General features: G+C 62.3%; 18 protein-coding genes and 4 pseudogenes. 8 read left to right on the top strand and 14 right to left on the bottom strand.

Going from position 1 to position 16,339, the window contains the following annotated elements:
- Positions 1–3 precede the first annotated feature (3 nt).
- The 6 genes and pseudogenes from serA to AUQ37_RS13505 all read right to left on the bottom strand — a co-directional run bounded on the left by serA (position 4) and on the right by AUQ37_RS13505 (position 5,224).
- Positions 4–1,584 carry a phosphoglycerate dehydrogenase gene (gene serA, locus AUQ37_RS03530; protein WP_058747428.1) on the bottom strand — a complete coding sequence of 527 codons (1,581 nt, stop codon included), beginning with the start codon at positions 1,582–1,584 and terminating at the stop codon, positions 4–6.
- Positions 1,584–2,183 (bottom strand): aminotransferase class V-fold PLP-dependent enzyme, encoded by a 600-nt coding sequence (locus tag AUQ37_RS12135; protein ID WP_235584891.1) that lies wholly within the window; start codon positions 2,181–2,183, stop codon positions 1,584–1,586. The genes serA and AUQ37_RS12135 overlap by 1 nt, the downstream gene beginning before the upstream one ends.
- Complete coding sequence (locus AUQ37_RS12130; RefSeq protein ID WP_235584890.1) at positions 2,183–2,596, bottom strand: hypothetical protein; 414 nt, start codon at positions 2,594–2,596, stop codon at positions 2,183–2,185. Before AUQ37_RS12130 ends, AUQ37_RS12135 begins: the two co-directional genes overlap by 1 nt.
- A gap of 207 nt (positions 2,597–2,803) precedes the next feature.
- The gene (locus tag AUQ37_RS03520; RefSeq protein WP_255354877.1) at positions 2,804–3,499 is read right to left on the bottom strand and encodes an aminotransferase class I/II-fold pyridoxal phosphate-dependent enzyme; all 696 of its coding nucleotides are present in this window, start codon (positions 3,497–3,499) and stop codon (positions 2,804–2,806) included.
- Positions 3,466–3,963: an aminotransferase class I/II-fold pyridoxal phosphate-dependent enzyme gene (locus AUQ37_RS12890; protein ID WP_255354876.1), complete on the bottom strand. Its 498-nt coding sequence runs from the start codon at positions 3,961–3,963 to the stop codon at positions 3,466–3,468. The genes AUQ37_RS03520 and AUQ37_RS12890 overlap by 34 nt, the downstream gene beginning before the upstream one ends.
- 188 nt (positions 3,964–4,151) lie before the next feature.
- Positions 4,152–5,224, bottom strand: a pseudogene (locus AUQ37_RS13505) (formate--phosphoribosylaminoimidazolecarboxamide ligase).
- Positions 5,225–5,461: 237 nt separating this feature from the next.
- Here AUQ37_RS13505 and AUQ37_RS03510 point away from each other — a divergent pair.
- Positions 5,462–6,808, top strand: coding sequence for a hypothetical protein (locus tag AUQ37_RS03510; protein WP_058747427.1), 1,347 nt, complete (start codon positions 5,462–5,464; stop codon positions 6,806–6,808).
- On the top strand, positions 6,805–7,752 hold the full coding sequence (locus AUQ37_RS03505) for an RPA family protein (protein ID WP_201013706.1): 948 nt from the start codon (positions 6,805–6,807) through the stop codon (positions 7,750–7,752). Before AUQ37_RS03510 ends, AUQ37_RS03505 begins: the two co-directional genes overlap by 4 nt.
- Before the next feature lie 63 nt (positions 7,753–7,815).
- On the opposite strand, the gene AUQ37_RS10785 is transcribed toward AUQ37_RS03505, so the two are convergent.
- The 5 genes and pseudogenes from AUQ37_RS10785 to AUQ37_RS03490 all read right to left on the bottom strand — a co-directional run bounded on the left by AUQ37_RS10785 (position 7,816) and on the right by AUQ37_RS03490 (position 9,507).
- On the bottom strand, positions 7,816–7,971 hold the full coding sequence (locus tag AUQ37_RS10785; protein ID WP_201013705.1) for a hypothetical protein: 156 nt from the start codon (positions 7,969–7,971) through the stop codon (positions 7,816–7,818).
- 145 nt (positions 7,972–8,116) lie between these two features.
- Positions 8,117–8,233: pseudogene (locus AUQ37_RS13500) on the bottom strand (AmmeMemoRadiSam system protein B); the annotation flags it as partial.
- A 115-nt stretch (positions 8,234–8,348) separates the two neighbouring features.
- Positions 8,349–8,633 (bottom strand): annotated as a pseudogene (gene amrB, locus AUQ37_RS13495) (AmmeMemoRadiSam system protein B); the annotation flags it as partial.
- A gap of 64 nt (positions 8,634–8,697) precedes the next feature.
- Positions 8,698–9,324: pseudogene (gene rpsB, locus AUQ37_RS13490) on the bottom strand (30S ribosomal protein S2).
- A gap of 12 nt (positions 9,325–9,336) precedes the next feature.
- Positions 9,337–9,507 (bottom strand): DNA-directed RNA polymerase subunit K, encoded by a 171-nt coding sequence (locus AUQ37_RS03490; protein ID WP_058747425.1) that lies wholly within the window; start codon positions 9,505–9,507, stop codon positions 9,337–9,339.
- Between the two features lie 138 nt (positions 9,508–9,645).
- On the opposite strand from AUQ37_RS03490, the gene AUQ37_RS03485 reads away from it, so the two are divergent.
- Entirely contained in the window at positions 9,646–10,167 is a 522-nt protein-coding gene (locus AUQ37_RS03485; protein WP_058747424.1) for a DUF2240 family protein, read from the top strand.
- Positions 10,168–10,285: 118 nt separating this feature from the next.
- Here the strand turns inward: AUQ37_RS03485 and AUQ37_RS03480 are convergent, their stop codons facing one another.
- Positions 10,286–10,810, bottom strand: coding sequence for a multiprotein bridging factor aMBF1 (locus AUQ37_RS03480; protein WP_235584885.1), 525 nt, complete (start codon positions 10,808–10,810; stop codon positions 10,286–10,288).
- Between the two features lie 215 nt (positions 10,811–11,025).
- Here AUQ37_RS03480 and AUQ37_RS03475 point away from each other — a divergent pair, with 215 nt between their 5' ends.
- Both AUQ37_RS03475 and AUQ37_RS03470 read left to right on the top strand, forming a co-directional pair.
- Positions 11,026–12,291 (top strand): proteasome-activating nucleotidase, encoded by a 1,266-nt coding sequence (locus AUQ37_RS03475; RefSeq protein ID WP_102134593.1) that lies wholly within the window; start codon positions 11,026–11,028, stop codon positions 12,289–12,291.
- A gap of 8 nt (positions 12,292–12,299) precedes the next feature.
- Positions 12,300–13,280, top strand: a complete 981-nt coding sequence (locus AUQ37_RS03470) for a radical SAM protein (protein WP_058747422.1) — start codon at positions 12,300–12,302, stop codon at positions 13,278–13,280.
- Between the two features lie 28 nt (positions 13,281–13,308).
- Here AUQ37_RS03470 and AUQ37_RS03465 read toward each other — a convergent pair whose 3' ends face one another.
- A complete protein-coding gene (locus tag AUQ37_RS03465) occupies positions 13,309–14,088 on the bottom strand; it encodes an ATP/GTP-binding protein (protein ID WP_058747421.1) in 780 nt (259 codons plus the stop codon).
- A 174-nt stretch (positions 14,089–14,262) separates the two neighbouring features.
- On the opposite strand from AUQ37_RS03465, the gene AUQ37_RS03460 reads away from it, so the two are divergent.
- The 3 genes from AUQ37_RS03460 (at position 14,263) to AUQ37_RS03450 (ending at position 16,024) form a co-directional block, all read left to right on the top strand.
- Positions 14,263–14,889, top strand: a complete 627-nt coding sequence (locus AUQ37_RS03460; RefSeq protein ID WP_058747420.1) for a DUF998 domain-containing protein — start codon at positions 14,263–14,265, stop codon at positions 14,887–14,889.
- A 103-nt stretch (positions 14,890–14,992) separates the two neighbouring features.
- Positions 14,993–15,262, top strand: a complete 270-nt coding sequence (locus AUQ37_RS03455) for a hypothetical protein (RefSeq protein ID WP_058747419.1) — start codon at positions 14,993–14,995, stop codon at positions 15,260–15,262.
- Positions 15,263–15,361: 99 nt separating this feature from the next.
- A complete protein-coding gene (locus AUQ37_RS03450; protein ID WP_235584884.1) occupies positions 15,362–16,024 on the top strand; it encodes a DUF120 domain-containing protein in 663 nt (220 codons plus the stop codon).
- Positions 16,025–16,104: 80 nt separating this feature from the next.
- Here AUQ37_RS03450 and AUQ37_RS03445 read toward each other — a convergent pair.
- Positions 16,105–16,339, bottom strand: a 235-nt coding sequence (locus AUQ37_RS03445; RefSeq protein WP_235584883.1) for a phosphoribosylformylglycinamidine synthase subunit PurQ, incomplete at its 5' end; no start/stop codon positions are given.

The following is a 16,339-nucleotide window of genomic DNA, read 5'->3' as shown; positions in this document are numbered from 1 at the left end:
GGATCAGAGCTCGGCGCACTTGGCGTCCCCGCCGGCGGCCGCCGCGATGCGGGCCACGGTCTCCTTCCCGGGGGCGGAGCCCAGGACGAGGACGGTCAGGGCGGTGCTGTCGTTCTCCTTGGTGGAGACGGCCATCTCCCTGATGTCGATGCCGGCGTCGGCCGCGGCGGCGCCGATCCTGCCGACGACGCCCTTGACGTCGGGGTAGGTCACGAACACCAGGTCGCCGGACAGGGGCACGTTGAACCTGTAGCCGTTGTAGTTGACGAGCCTGGCCTCGGACCCGAAGGCGGTGCCGCGGACGGTGATCGTCCTGCCTCCGGAGACGGTCTTGACCTCGATCATGTTGGCGTAGTTCTCGAACTTGTCGATCTTGGTCTCCTTGACCTCGATGCCCTTGGACTTGGCCACGGGGAGGGCGTTGATGATGTTGGCCCCGTCCTCGCCCACGATGCCTTTGATGATCCCCTTGACCGCGGAGACGGTCAGGAGCTTGCTGTCGGTCTGGGCGAGGCCGCCGTAATAGGAGACCTCGACCGAGCTGATGGGGGCGTCGCCGCCGAGCTGCCTGATGAGGGAGCCCATGTTCTCCGCCAGGGGGACGTAGGGCTCGGTCTCGGGGGTGAGCTTCCCGCGGGGCGCGTTGATGGCGTTGGTGATGATCCCGTCCTTGAGATACTTGACCGCCGCATGGGCGATGTCGACGGCGACCCTCTCCTGCGCCTCGACGGTGGATGCTCCGAGGTGGGGGGTGGTGACCAGGTTGTCGAGCTCGAGGAGCTTCTTCTCGGACTCGTCGAGGGGCTCGCTGCACCAGACATCGAAGGCCGCGCCGGCGATGGTGTGTTCCTTCAGAGCGTTGTAGAGCGCCTCCTCGTCGACGATGCCGCCGCGGGCCACGTTGGCGAGGCGCGCGTTGGGCTTCATCATCTTGAACTGCTCAGTGGAGATCATGTTCTTGGTGCTGGGCAGCAGGGGGGTGTGGATGGTCATGAAGTCAGACTTCTGGAGGACCTCCTCGAGGGTGGTCAGCCTGACGCCGATCTCGTCCGCGACCGCCTTGGGCAGGAAGGGGTCGTAGCCGATCATGGTCATGTTGAAGGGCTTCAGCCTCTTCGCGACCTCTCCGCCGACGCGGCCGACGCCGATGATGCCGAGGACCTTGCCGTTCAGCTCGACGCCGGTGAATTTGGACCTGTCCCATTTCCCCTGGTGCATGGACATGTGGGCCGCGGGGATGTTCCTGGCCATGGCGAGGATCATGCCGCAGGTGTGCTCCGCCGCCGAGAGGATGTTCGCGGTGGGGGTGTTCATCACGAGGATACCCTTCTCGGTCGCGTAGGGGACGTCGACGTTGTCGACGCCCACGCCGGCGCGGCCGATGACCTTCAGCTTCCTGGCAGAGTCGATGACCTTCTTGGTCACCTTGGTGCCCGACCTGATGATGAGGGCATCGTAGTCGACGATCTCCTTGCAGAGCTCGTCCTCGGTCATGCCGGTCTTCATGACCACCGGCATCCCGGACGCCTCGAGGATGTCCAGGCCGTCTTTGCTGAGCTTATCCGAAACAAGAATCTTTGCCATTACTGCTTCACTTCCTCGAGAGCTTCGTCCATCACGCCGATGAGCGACCTGATGTCGGCGGGGGTGAGGTCCCCCATGGTGCCGACCCTGAACGTCTGCTTCTTGATATCCCCGTATCCGTTGGAGATCTCGTATCCCCTGGACTTGATGACCTTGTGGAAGGCATCGAAGTCCAGGTCCCCTTTCTTTATGACGGCGAGGGAGTCCGACTGGTAGCCTTCCTCGGGGAAGATGCCCTCCAGTTTCTCCTTGGCCCATGCCCTCAGGAGGTCGCCCATCTCGCGGTGCCTCCGGTAGCGGGCCGCCATGCCCTCCTTCAGCATCTTGTCGAGCTGGTAGTCCAGGCCGAACATGATGGACACAGGAGGGGTGGTGAGCGCGTAGTTCTCGTCGTTCTTCTCCTTGAGCTTCACGAAGTCGGTGTAGAAGCCCTTGTTCTCCATGGACTCGGACTTCTTCATGAACTCGGGGGAGACGACCACGAAGGCCAGCCCGGGCGGGAGCGCGAGGTCCTTCTGGGAGCCGAAGACGACGGAGTCGGGCTGGGTGCGCTTCCAGTCCAGGTCCATGGCGAACATGGAGGTAACGGCGTCGATCATCACGAGGCGTCGGGGTTCTGGGACCTGACCTCTTCCGCCAGGGCGGCATTGTCGCAGTAGACGCCGGTGGACGACTCGTTGCTCACCCAGTGGACGGCCTCGATGTCCTTGCCGACCTTGCCTTCGATGTCGGCGGGCTTGACGGCCTTGCCCATGGGGACCCTGACCACGTCGACCTTGCGGCCGTTGGTGGTGGCGACCTCGATGGACCTGTCGCCGAAGGACCCGGAGGTGAGCCCGAGGGAGTGCTCCCTGATGCCGTTCCTGGCCGCCCCTTCGAGGAGGACGGTCGCGGACCCGGCGACCATGAAGATGTCGTTGTCGGTCCCGAGGGCCTTGTGGAGCTTCTCCTCGATGTCGGCGTGCAGCTGCTTGTACTCCGAGGAGCGGTGGGTGATCATCGGCCTGTCCATTGCCTTGAGAACGTCGTCCGGGACGTGACCGGACCGACGGTGAATAATTTCCTGCTCATTTGGATCCCTGAGCGCCCCTGGGGGCGGAATGAATCGGTTATTGGCAACCCTTATTTTTAACTATGCGCGCGCACGCGGAAACAGGATGCATGCGCGGATGCGGCGCTCGGCAGGGAAGGCGCGGGGGCCGGGGCGGCCCTCCCGGGATCAGAGCTCGGACATGAACTTCTTCATGCGGGAGATGCCCTCGCGGATCTGGTCCTCGCCGGTGGCGTAGGAGATTCTGAAGAACCCTTCGCCGTGGGGCCCGAAGGCCGCTCCGGGGGTGACCGCCACATGGGCGTCCTTGAGCATCTTCTTGGCGAGGTCCACGGAGTGGATGTCGGCATCGTAGCGGGGGAAGAGATAGAACGCTCCTTCCGGCTTCTGGCACTCCACGCGGGGGACCTCCTCCAGGAGGTCGAGCGCGAGGTCGCGCCTGGTCCTGAACTCGTCGGTCATCTTCCTGATGGACGACTGGTCGCCGTCGAGGGCCTCGACAGCGCCCTTCTGGGCGAAGGAGACGCAGCAGGAGATGGAGTGGGACTGCAGCTTGTTGAGGGCGGTGATGTTGTTGACGCTCGAGACGGCCCAGCCCACCCTCCATCCGGTCATGGCATAGGTCTTGGAGAGGCCGGAGACCGTGACGGTGCGGTCGAGCATGCCGGGGACGGACGCGATGGAGAAATGCTTCCCGGAGTAGATGATCTGCTCGTAGATCTCGTCGGCGAGCACGATGAGGTCGTGCTTCTCGGCGATCTCGGCGATCTCCCTGACCTGCTTCTCGGGCATGACGCACCCGGTGGGGTTGGCAGGGGTGTTGAGGATGATCATCTTGGTCTTCGGCGTGACGGCCTCTTCCACCCTGCGGGGGTCGAGGATGAAGCGTCGTCGTATTCCAGGGGGACGTAGACGGGCTTGGCGCCGCACAGCTTGATGTCCGCCTCATAGGTGACCCAGCCGGGGTCCGGGAGGATGACCTCGTCCCCGGGGTTCAGGAAGGCGAGGGCGGTCATGAAGATGGCATGCTTGCAGGGGGTCACGAGCACGTTCATGGAAGAGACGTTCATGCCGTTCCTGGCACGTGCGGTCTTGGCGATGGCCTCCTTCAGCTCGGGGATGCCGGTGCTGGGGGTGTAGTGGGTGAACCCGCTGTCGAGGGCGGATTTGGCCGCGTCCACGATATTGGCAGGGGTGGTGAAGTCCGGCTCCCCCATCGAGAAGGAGACGATGTCGATGCCCTGAGCCTTGAGCTCGCTGACTAAGTTTCCGATTGCGATTGTGCCCGAGGCCGGGATCTTCTGTACCCTGTCCGATACGCTGACCATGATGCGAACCCCTTGTTCTCGCCGTCCATAAGGAACTTCCGTTAAATACATTGCTGAATGCGCGCGGGCGCGTATGCGGCGGCACGGCGGTTCCCGGACCGGATAATGTACAATTGAACGGCGGAAAGCCTCCGGACTGGACAATTGAACTGCCCGGAGGCCGGGCCGGATGCGCCCGCGGGACTCCTTCAGGACATTATGTCCTTGATGTGCCCGGCCGCGTTCGCGTCCCTGATCTCCATGGCGAGCCTGCCGCCGGTGCTGAGGCCGGGGTAGATCATCTCGGCGTACGGGGACCCGTTGATGAACGGGTTGGTGCCGGCGACGATCCTGGTGGAGATCTCGAAGATCCTGAACTCCAGCTTGTCGTTGACGACGGTCTCGAGGCAGAACGGGCCCCACATGCCGCCGAACAGCTCGTAGGACCTGTTGACGATGTCCTCGGCCATCTTGAACGCCTTGGGCAGCAGGGACTCCCTGATGACGACCGGGGTGTTGCCGGTGACGACGAAGCTGGGGTAGATCCCGTGCTTCTTCGCGTCCTCGATGCTGCCGAGCTTGTACATCTCATCGATGTTGGACTCGTCCCTCCTGTCCATGGAGAGGAGCTCCAGCGATCCGCCCTGCTTTATCCGGTACCCGTCGGTCTTGAGGGGGTCGTAGAAGAAGTGGAGGTAATACCTGGTTCCGAGGCAGTACTCCTGGATCGTGTAGGGCTGGCTGGTGTCGATCCCCTGCTTGAAGTCGGGGTAGTCCTTGGCGATGAAGAAGCCGCGGCCGCCTTTGGCGCCGTGATACTTCACCATCACCGGCTCCTTGATCTCCCTGCGTCGGTGATGAGCTTGGGCATGGGCGCGCCGGCGGAGGTGATCCACTCCCTCTGCTTGTCCCTGTCGGACTCCCATCCGAGAACGGCGCGGTTGCCGTACGAGGGGACCTCGAACTCCTCGAACGCCTTGTGGCCCATGTACTCCACGAACGACCCGTGGGGGATGAGGACGACGTTTTCGTCGAGCAGCTCGTCCTTGCGCTCGATCATCTCGTCGTAATCCTGGTACTTGTAGAATTTGTCGGGCTTCGCGAGGGGGAAGGCGTCGTATATCTTCTCGTTGTCCCTGGTGACGAGCCCTATCGTCTTGAACCCGAACTTCTTCGCTCCGTGGAAGATCTGCAGCGACGAGTGGGAACAAAGGGTGGCTATGGTCAGATTCCCGAGGTCATAGCCGTCGAGGATCTCGTCGATCTTCTTTCTTGGAACCATGCCGTTCTATCTCGTTTCACTTTTTAAATATATGCCAACCTCCGCAGGGGCGGCGGACCGCTGGACAGGGCGGATGGGGCCCGGCCCTCCTTCGGAGGGCCGTATTCCGGGGTCCGGCATGTTCCCTTGGTTGCAATAGATAAGTTAAAAGGTGAGCCGGCGATGTTCCGAGTACAGCGGAAACCTGCCCAAAAAGCATGTAAAAACCTCGCTGAAAATGAACAAGAGGGAGATAGAATGGAGGATTCCGGGAAGATCGACATAGGGCCGATCGCCGAGGAGATATTCGGCGCGCTCGGCGGAAAGGTCGACATGGAAACCATCCGCAAGGAAGCGGACACGTACATCAATGTGTACCATATAGAGCCTGAGACCGCCAAAAGCGGCATCATGAAGAAGCTCGGCGGCAGGAAACCGTCGGACGGCGTGCAGGTCTCGTCGTCGGGCGTGACCAAGAAGGTCGGGGAGATCACCGGGACGGAGATGAACGTCACCGTCACCGCGAAGATACTCTTCGTCGAGAAGAGGGAGATCACCGCCAGAGGCGTTCCCAAGACCATCATTTCCGGGATATGCGCGGACGATACCGGCTCCATACCGTTCACCATCTGGAGCGACGAAGGGGAGTACGAGAAGGGTTCTGTGTACACGTTCAAGAACGCCTACACGAAGAAGTTCCGCGACGCGCCCCAGCTCAACATCGGCAACCGCGGGAAGGTCATCCCCGCGCCGGACGTATCGTTCGGATCGATCAGCCAGAGCTCGGAGGCGGTTTCGCCCCAGGCCAAGCCTGTCAAGATTTCCGAGATAACTGATAAGAGCGGGAACGTCTGCATCACCGGCAAGATCATAGACGTCGCCACCAGGGAGATCTCGATCAAGGGAGAGCCCAAGACCGTCTGGTCCGGCACCATCGCCGACGACACCGGCAAGATCACCTTCACCGCCTGGAACGATTTCAAGCTGCGCGAGGGCGAGAACGTCAAGATCGCCAACGCCTACATCAGGGCCTGGAAGGGCATACCCCAGCTCAACATCGACAAGACCACGGTCGAGGAGATCTCCGGGGAGATCCCCGGCGTGAAGGCCGAGGACAGCCAGAAGACGGTCGGCGAGATCGTCCGCATCGGAGGAGGCCTGGACATCGTCATCAAGGGCACGGTCGTGGACATCAGGTCCGGATCAGGGCTCATCGACAGGTGCCCGCAGTGCAGGCGCGCCATCAGCAACGGGGAGTGCGCCGTCCACGGGCCCGTCCAGAACCCGGTGAAGGACCTGAGGATCAAGGCCACCGTCGACGACGGCACCGGCGCCATCAGCGCCATCATCGGACGCGCCGACACCGAGAAGCTCACCGGCATGACCCTCGACGAGGCGGAGGCCCTGGCCGAGTCCTCCGGCAACCCCGGGGCGGTCGCCGACAGGATCGCCTCCGCGCTGGTCCTCAAGAGGGTCACTCTCAAAGGGAACGCCATGACGGACGACTTCGGCCCGTCGATCATCGTCCACAGCGCCCAGCTGTCGCCGGTGGACGTGAAGGCGGAAGCGCGTAAGCTGTACGAGGAAGTGGAGGGATCGCTTTGACCAACGCAAGAGAGACCGCGTGGAGGGTTTTCTCCACTGAACTGAACAGTGCCAGCTACGAGATCAAGGCCGAGGCCGAGAAGATGCCGTCCTATCAGCTCAGCCGCCTGGGGGCGCGCATCAACCGCGTCCTCATCGCGGGCATCCTGACCGAGAAGGAGAACGTCGGCACCGACGACGAGCCCATGTGGAGGGGCAGGATCCAGGACGTCGCGTCCGGGACCGTGTACATCAACATCGGGAGGTTCCAGCCTGACGCGGCGGCCGCCATGGCCAAGATCGAGGCTCCGTGCCTCATCGCGGTCATGGGGAAGGTCAAATCGTACACCACCGAGGACCAGAGGACCTTCGTGTCCGTCCGCCCTGAGAGGGTGGTGCCCATCACCGAGAGCATCCGCAGCGAGTGGCTCCTCGACACCGCCCGCTCCACCTGGGACAGGATGGTCAAGATGCAGAAGGCGCTCAAGGCCGAGGACAGGTCCGCCGAGGGGCTGAAGAAGACCGGCCTCTCCGACACCGAGGCGGCCGGCATCAGCCAGGCCATCGAGGTCTACGGGCCCCCCGAGGCCGGGACCTACCTGATCAGCATCCAGAACGCCCTCAGGGCAATCCTCCCCGATGACAACATCGATCTGGGTCTTCCGGAGGATTCCGTGCCCGAGGGGCCCGAGGAGATCGACATCGACGTCCAGCCCGGGGACCCCAAGGCCGCCGCGGACGCTTCCCCCTCTTCCGAGGACAGGGAGGCCAAGGAGGCCGCCGTCCTGAAGCTCATCAAAGAGCTCGACACCGACGGCAAGGGCGCGGCCCGCGACGAGCTCGAGCGCAGGGCGGAGCAGGAGGCATCTCCAGCATGGAGCTCGAGGAGATCACCGACGGCCTGCTCAACAAAGGGCTCGCTTACGAGCCCAACCTCAGATACGTCAAGGTCATCTGAGCTTTAGGCGGGAGACCGCCGGGCCCGCACCCCGGTCCGGGGTGCGGGCCGATAAATTCTGATCCGGGCATCAGTGCCCGGGCTTGTACATGACGGCGGAGCCGTATCCCACGCAGCTGCCGGCGCCCATGCCCAGGGTCACCGACGAATCCGTGCTGTCGAGGATGCTTATCCTGCCGGGCGCGGACAGCATCATGGCGACGGCGATGGGGCCGTAGCCGCACACGGTGAGGGATTCCCTCCTGACGATGTCGAAGACGCATCGGGGTTCCCGGATGCGACGGCCCTGAGGAAGTCGGCATCGGCGCTCTCCGCGTAGGATGGGGCACGTAATGGACCAGGTCGCTCGAGGCCACGATGACCACGTCGTACCCTGCACAGGCCGTTCTTATCGACTGTGCCAGGCGCTCGGCCGCGCCGGGGTTCTGCCTGCTCATGATGACAGGGACCACCTGCGCCCCGGAATCGATGTACTGTATGAACGGCATCTCCACCTCTACGGAGTGCTCCCTGAGGTGCGCCCTCGGGTCGTCGGGGGATGAGTTCTCTCAGCCTCATCGCGATGTCCTTATGGACGGGGACGCGGCCCATGGGGGTGAGGTAATCGTCGCTGCACATGACGCTCTCATAGGGCACGCCGTAATGGTCGGGGCCGATCACGATGTACGCGTCCGGCCGGCCGTCCTCGGCCAGGGCCTTGAAGGCATGGGCCGCGCACATGCCCGAGCATTCATAGCCGGCATGGGGGGCCAGGACTGCCGATATCGACCTCTTCCCAGTGCATTCGCCGGGCTCGCCGGGGCCGGACCTGAAGCACCTGGCGACGGACGCCCTCAGCTCGGAGGGGTCGGAGGGATAGAAACTTCCAGCAACTGCGGGACTGCGCATATGAGGATAATAGAAGAAGGAACCTAAAGGGTTTAGGGCGGGGGCGCGGGGCCCCCGGTCCGGCTCAGTACTTGGCCTCGAAGTCGTCGATGGTCAGGGTGAACTCGGAGGCGTCCTTGATGTCTCCGCGGGCAAGGAGGACCTCGCGGGCAAGGAGCCAGTAGATGCACGCCAGGGAGCGCCTTCCCTTGTTGTTGGTGGGGATGACGAGGTCGACGTTGCGGGACTCGTTGTTGGCATCGCAGAGGGCGACGATCGGGATCCCGAGGTTGAGGGCCTCGTTGAGCGCCTGCTTGTCGGCGGCGGGGTCGGTGACGACCAGCACATCGGGCTCGACGAAGGAGGGGTTGGCGGGGTTGGTCATGGTCCCGGGGACGAAACGTCCGGCGAACGCGGGGGCGCCGATGGCCTTGGAGAACTCCCTGGCAGGGCGCTGTCCGTACTGCCTGGCGGAGGCCACGAGGATGCGCTAGGGGTCGAACCTGGAGAGGAACTTGGCCGCGGCGCGGATCCTCTCGTCGGTCTTGGTGACGTTGAGGACGTAGAGTCCGTCCTGCCTCACCTTGTAGATGAACTGCTTCATGTCGGCGCTCTTGTACTGGGTACCGATGTGCACTCCGGAGGTCAGATAGATGTCCTCGGGGACGAGGAGCTCCTGGGTAATAACCTGCACGTCATCATTGTCTGCCATGTTTGTCACCTTTCAGTTTTTAACGACCGTGATCGGGATCACGTCTTCTTTGAATTCCAGCATGGCGATGTCGATGGGGTCGATCATATCCGAAGGATAGTCGACCAGGACAGGTGCGCCGTAGGATATCTGAAGCGCGCGGGCTCCGATGATCCTAGCCTTCTCAAACCTAGTGTACTTCATAAGGTCACCACACTGAATCGATTCGCCTCTAGCCGCATGTCCGTTATAAACCTTTCTTTCAGTTAGTGGAATATCAAATAACGCACGCGCGCGTATAACGCGCACATCTTATAAACGGGAACAGAGTACGAGGCACGGATGTCAGACGAGATGAGCATATGCGCCGCTGCGCTCTTCCGCAGCAAAGGCAAGGACGCGATGACCCCGAAGGAGATGAGGATGTACATCTCCCTGGACCTCAAATGGATGTCCGCGAAGGAAGCGGATGCCCTGATCGCGGCCATGATCTCCTCCGGCGCGATGAAGCAGGCCGGCGGGTACATAAGGCCGGGAGCGGACTACTCCGGCCTGCAGGTCCCCATCGCCTACCGCCCTTCCGAAGCTCTCAGGAAAGCAGCTGCCACAGGAAAGCAGCCGGCGAAGATTGCGAAGACCCAGACGCCGCCGGCCGCCGATTCCGAGGACATGTTCCCGAAGCTCGTCGCGCTCTCCGGAAAGTACGGATGGGACAACCGCGGGAAGTTCATCTCGGAATGCAACAGCATCAAAAGGAAACTCAGCACGGACATCTCGGTCGCGGCGCTGCTCGTCCTGAGGGACTCAGGTGCGGACGTGAAAGCGCTCGCCGGCGAGATCTACGAGAAGATCGCTGTGCACTGACAGCTGAATGAGCGCGGCCGGACGGATGGATATGCGGGCCCGGCCGCCTGCTCCGGCATCCTGTTCAGGATGCATTATAAAAACCGCCGGAAAGGCCCGGCGGAAAAGGTTTCCTGGATCAGTTCTTCTTTTTATCCTTCTCTTCCCTGATGATGAAGTTCCCGAGGGTCATGCCCTTGGCATCTCCCCTGGCGTTCACGGAGCCGCCCTCCTGGACGATCTCGGTGAGCTTGATGCCGAGGGCCTTCTCGAGCTTCTTGATGAGCTTCTCATCGGGGACGAGGTTCTGGGCCTCGACCTTCTCGAGGATCCCCTTCTTCTCGTTGATCGACTTGGCGAAGGACTCCATGTCGAGGTTCTTCTTCTCGCGGGCTTTCCTGATCGCCTTCCCGTAGTCCTCGATGAGGGCCACGGAAGCGGTGCCTGCATAGATGTCCTTGGTCTGCATGCGCCTCTGGCGCTTCTCCAGCCTCTGCTGGATGATCGCGCTGTTGCTTTCGAAGCTGCGACCGCCGTCCTCCTCGCGGGGGGCGTGGTAATCGTCGCCGAACCTCATGCAGTTCGGGCACAGGTTGAGCTTCGCTCCCTGCACGACCATGAGGCGGGTGGTGGGCACGTCCTTGCCGCACATCTCGCAAATCATGCATCTTCCATGTTTGCACTCGTAAATATAGTTAATCAGCGTATCGAGCTCCGCAGGGCCGGGATCCCTAGAACAAGTTTTTATGAAGTGCAAACTGCATTTCCGGCATCGCGACTGTGCCAGACTGCAGGAAGAGGCCGGAGGTCCGACGGATGTACTTTCCTGCGTGTAAGTTCGGCTTTAATAAAAGCGAACGCCATCACCTCGTGTTTGATATGCCCGAGGAAAACGAGACCGACGATTTGAAAGCGAAGGTTGTTTCGCTCGAAGAGCGCAACGTGCGCCTCATGCAGGACCTTCAGAACGCTGAGAACTCGAAGCGCGCGGCGGAGAGCGAGCTCTTCAGGCTGCAGAAGGACATGGCAAGGGTCAGGGGCGAGCTGGAGAGGCTCAAGACCCCTCCGCTGGTCATCGGCAGCCTCCGCGACATCCTCCCCGACGGGAAGGTCGTCGTCAAGAGCTCCAGCGGCCCCGACTTCCTTGTGGGGGTGTCGGACTACGTGGACCGCAAGGACCTCATCCCCGGCTCCAGGGTCACCCTCAACAAGCAGTCCCTCGCCGTCATGCAGGTGCTGCCCAGCGCCATCGACCCCGTCGTCTCCGGCGGGGAGATCCTCGAGAAGCCGACGATCACCTACAAGGACGTCGGCGGGCTGTCCAAGCAGATGAGGGAGCTGCGCGAGGCCGTCGAGGACCCCCTGCTCCGCCCCGAGCTCTACAAGAAGGTCGGGATCGAGCCTCCGAAGGGAGTTCTCCTGGTCGGCCCGCCCGGCACCGGGAAGACCCTCATGGCCAAGGCCGTCGCGAACGCCACCAACGCCACCTTCATCAGGCTGGTCGGCTCGGAGCTCGTGCAGAAGTACATCGGAGAGGGCGCGAGGCTCGTCCGCGAGCTGTTCGAGCTCGCCAAGGAGAAGGCGCCTTCGATCATCTTCATCGATGAGATTGATTCCGTGGGCGCGAAGAGGGCCGACGTCGCCACCTCCGGCGACCGCGAGGTCCAGAGGACCCTCATGCAGCTCCTCGCCGAGCTCGACGGGTTCACCCCCACCGGCAACGTCAAGATCATCGGAGCCACCAACAGGCCCGACATCCTCGACGACGCCCTGCTGAGGCCCGGGAGGTTCGACAGGATCATCGAGGTCGGCCTGCCTGACATCGACGGCAGGGAGCAGATCTTCAAGATCCACCTGAAGCACATGAACGTCTCCAAGAAGGTGGACGCGAAGAAGCTCGCCGAGGCGACCGAGGGCGCTTCCGGAGCGGAGATCAAGAGCATCTGCACCGAGGCCGGTATGCTGGCCATCAGAGCGGGCCGCGACACCGTCAGCCCCGAGACTTCGCCGAGGCCAGGGACAAGGTCATCGCCACCGACAGGAACAAGGTTAAGGCCCCTCCGGCGTACCTCTACGGATGAGCCGGAAGGGGAGCCTTCCCCTCCTGGCACATCCCTCAAACCTTTTATCGGTTCTTCTCGATAATGCCGCCCATGTTCGACAGCAGAGCGGCGGACCTGCTCTCCAAAGGCTATTACAAGGAACGCCTGGAGCCTGACGAATGCAAGTACCTCCTGACCTTCAGGGACAGGTCTCCCGAGGCGGCCATGGCCGTCTCCCTGGCGGACAGGCTGACCAGGTCCGAATGCAAATCGACCGGCCTGTTGGTGGCCGAGATCCCGGTCTCCACCGGACCCTGCCCCGTGGGCTGCAGGTTCTGCAAGTGGGCCGAAAGCACCACCGATTCGCTCTTCTGGGACATAGACGGGGATGACCTCGCCCGCAGATGCCGGGAGCTCGGGGCGTTCTCCGACGTGAGGAGGATCAGGCTGTCCACCATCGGGGACGCGGACATCGGCAGGCTGGCGGAGCTCGCCGGCATCGCGGCGGATTCCGCGCCCAAAGGGACCGAGATCTACGTCGACACCCGCGACCTCGACGCCTCCGAAGCAGGCACCCTGAAGGATGCCGGCGTGACCGGCGCCTACCATTCGGTCCGCCTGGGCGAGGGAACGGAGACCGGCGTCTCGGCCGAGAAACGCCTGGACACCATAAGGACCCTCATCTCGGCGGGCCTGCGCACGGTGGCCGGGACCGGCCCGATAGGGCCCGAGCACACCCCGAAGGAGATCGTCGACCTGTTCTACGCCACCGACGGGATGGGATGCGACGGAATGCAGGTATACCCGCGCGAACCGGCCGAGGGCGCGCCCCTCTGCGGTAACGGCAAGATCCTCCCGGCCCGCATGTCCCAGATACGCGCCGTGCTGACCCTGGCCATGTCCCGTTACGACTTCCCGGCGTTCGAGCCTACCGCGGCACGTTCGTCGAGGGCAGAAACGTGGCGAACTTCGTCTACGGCGCGAACGGAAAAGAAGAGCTCAGGGCGGCCCGCAGGAAGCTGTTCAATGCCGGCTACGACGGAATCGCCAGGGCTGACGGCAAGCGTGCCGACCTCACCCTGGCATACCTGAAGCAGACGGGCTCGATGTGAGCCTGAGCTCACTCGGTGTCCGAGTCGTCCTTCTCCGCGTCGTCCCCGCCGTGGAACTGGAGCTGGACGGCCGCGTATATCTCCTGCAGGCCGATCTCCTTCTCCGCGGACACTCCCCTCATCTCGCCGAAGACGCCGGTGTCCTCTAGCGCGCGGAAGAGCTCCATACCGATGACGGACTGGGGGTCCTTGTCCTCGTCCAGCAGGTCGCCGTACAGGGTGTCCGGGTTGTTGTACCAGTCGATGATCCTGTCGGAGTCCTTCTCCCTGAGGGTGTCCACCTTCGAGAGGAGGTTGATCATCGGCATGTCGAGCCTGAACTGCACCAGGGCGCCCAGGGTCATGGCCGAGACGAAGCCGTTGGCGGATTTGTAGAGGGTCGGGTCGGAGAGGTACGCGATGATGGACCTGTCCTTGCCGAGGGCGTCGATGACGATGTTGGAGCTCTCCCTGAAGGCGAAGAGCTCCAGCTGTCCGGGCGTGTCTATGAGGACGTAGTCCACGTCGTAGGAGTCGAGGGCGTCGCTGACCTTGCTGATGTTGACCGCCATCAGGTCGGCCGCCACGATCTGCGCCCCGTTGGGACCGAGGCCGTACTGGGACATCACCTCGTCGAGGTTTATCCACTCCCTGATGTCTATGTCCGGCTGATAGGGGAGCTTCTCGGCCCCGGGATCGAGGTTGACGGTGCAGGAATCGATCTCGTTGTCGTCCAGCCACCTCTTGAAGGCCCCGACCATGGTGCTCTTCCCGCTCCCGGCGGTTCCCACGAAGTAAACGTTGTTCATGAGTATCTCGCCCGTGAGGACGGAAGGAGCGGATATAGCACTTTCCTTCGCATCGGCCGCGGAAGGTAAGCCCCGGCCCCTGTCAGGCGCACGGCCGGCACGGGGAAATTCCGGAGTCTAGGGGCGGTTGGGTGTGAGCAAGGTTAATAAAATAACATAGAATACGTGGCTCCCATGAATGCGGATGCAAAGAAGCACGCCGCCGCTTTCGGATGGTTCGGAATCTGCGCAGGAGTCGCTTTCTGCTTTATGTGGCTCGCCTGTTACGGCGCGGATTCCTCCTGGGAATGGGGGACCAACGCTCTCTCTGACTTCGGGGTATCCGATACCGACGCCGCGACTTATTTTGAATGGGGATGCGTCATTTCTGCCATCCTTCTCGCCTTCTTCGGAGTCGGCGAGGCCCTGAACGACAAGAGAAAATCCGGATATCTGGCCGAGGGGATCCTCCTCGCGCTTGCCGGGATATGCCTTATCTTCGTCGGATTCTACGACTCGGACTACGAGGGCGGGGACATCCACGAATTCTTCGCCGTCCTCGCCGCGACGCTCTTCGCTTTCGCCGCCGCGTCCTGGGCCGCCCAGACCTGGTACGACGGGAAGGTCATCGTCGCCGGTGCGGCAGTGGTCCTCTTCTGCGTCTCCCTCTTCAGCGCGTTCGGTTTCGCGGAGGAGGAGTGGGAGGTCATCAGCATCGTCGCCGGGCTCGTCTGGCTCTTCATCGCCGCTTCTTACACGATCGGCGTGAACGTCCAGCCTAAGAACCCCGTTTCCGCTATCGGCAAGGAGGCCGTCGAATGAAACTCAACAGCACCATCAAGGCCGGACAGGCCCTCGGCATCATCGGCGGGATCATCGCCGTCATCGGACTCGTACTGTATCTGGACCTCGAAGGCGACGGCGCATGGACTCCCTCGGGACCGCGGCCCTCATGCTGCTCGTCATGTGCCTGTCCTTCGCCCTCGCAGGCGCGTTCGGGATGCACGGGCAGTGGAACTGGAACCTCCTCATGTTCATGAACTTCCTGACCCTCGGAGTCATCGCCGGCGCCACCGCCGCCCAGTACTTCGAGCTCTGGTTCGGATGCGTCGAGTTCGTCTGCATCGCGCTCATCTGCGTGATCTCCTACAGCAAGGACGGCAAACTCTGGACTGCCGAGCCCCACGAGGCCTGATCCAAACTTCAACACCGGCCTTCGGGCCGGTACTTTTATGTTCATTCTCCTTCGGAGATTTAGTTATCTTTAAACAATTGAACCAACATTCGTCGGGCAATGTCCTTGGACGAGAAATACACCTTCGCTTTGCGGAAACTCGCGCTTCTCGGAGGGCTCGATGACTACATCGCCGTCTCCTCAAGGGAGCTCGGAGATGCCCTGGAAATGAGCCAGCAGTCGGCATCCAAACGCATCCTCGAACTTCTCGACCAAGGCCTCATCGTGCGCGACCTGGGGGCCAGGAAGCAGCGCATAAAGATCACGCCGTCCGGTTCGGAGGCCCTTAAACAGGAATATAATGAATACAGGAGGATCTTCGAACTTACGGACCACATAACCATACACGGCACCGTCAAGGACGGGCTCGGCGAGGGAGGATATTACATCGGCCAGAAGGGGTACGTCGACCAGTTCGTCGACAAGCTCGGCTTCAAGCCGTTCAACGGCACGTTCAATGTCGCCGTCGACAAGGAGGACATCGGGAAGCTCGATGTCATCCGCGCCACCGCCGGGATCTTCATCAAAGGGTTCACCCACGACGGGAGGACCTTCGGAAACGTCATCGCTTACAAAGCGAGCATCAAGAACCTCGAATGCGCCGTCGTCGTCCCGGAGAGGACGATCTATGCGGACGTCATCGAGATCATCTGCCAGTACCACATCAGGCGCACTCTAGGCCTGAGCACCGGCGACAAGGTCGAAGTTAAGATCGTCCTTTGAAAAAAAGATCCCGCCGCGTTTGCGGCGGGAAGATGGGGGCGGGACCCGCCCGCTCCCTCACCTCTTAGAGAGATAATCCATCACAGACTCGAAGACGGCCTTCCCGTCGCCGTCCTCAGATGCATGCCCGCGGTCCAATCCGCATTGTTGTAAGCGGTCATGACCCTCTCGGGGTGGGGCATCATGCCCATGACGTTGCCCTGGGAATTGCATATCCCGGCGATGGCCCGAGGGCGAGCGTTGGGGTTCCACGGGTACGGGGCGGGCCCTCCGTCCGGGCCTGCGTACCTGAAGACGACCTGGTCGGCATCCTCC

Source organism: Candidatus Methanomethylophilus sp. 1R26 (genome assembly GCF_001481295.1).
Taxonomy (GTDB): Archaea; Thermoplasmatota; Thermoplasmata; order Methanomassiliicoccales; family Methanomethylophilaceae; genus Methanomethylophilus.
Note: the sequence above shows the minus strand (reverse complement) of the source record. Positions and strands in the feature narration are given on the sequence as shown.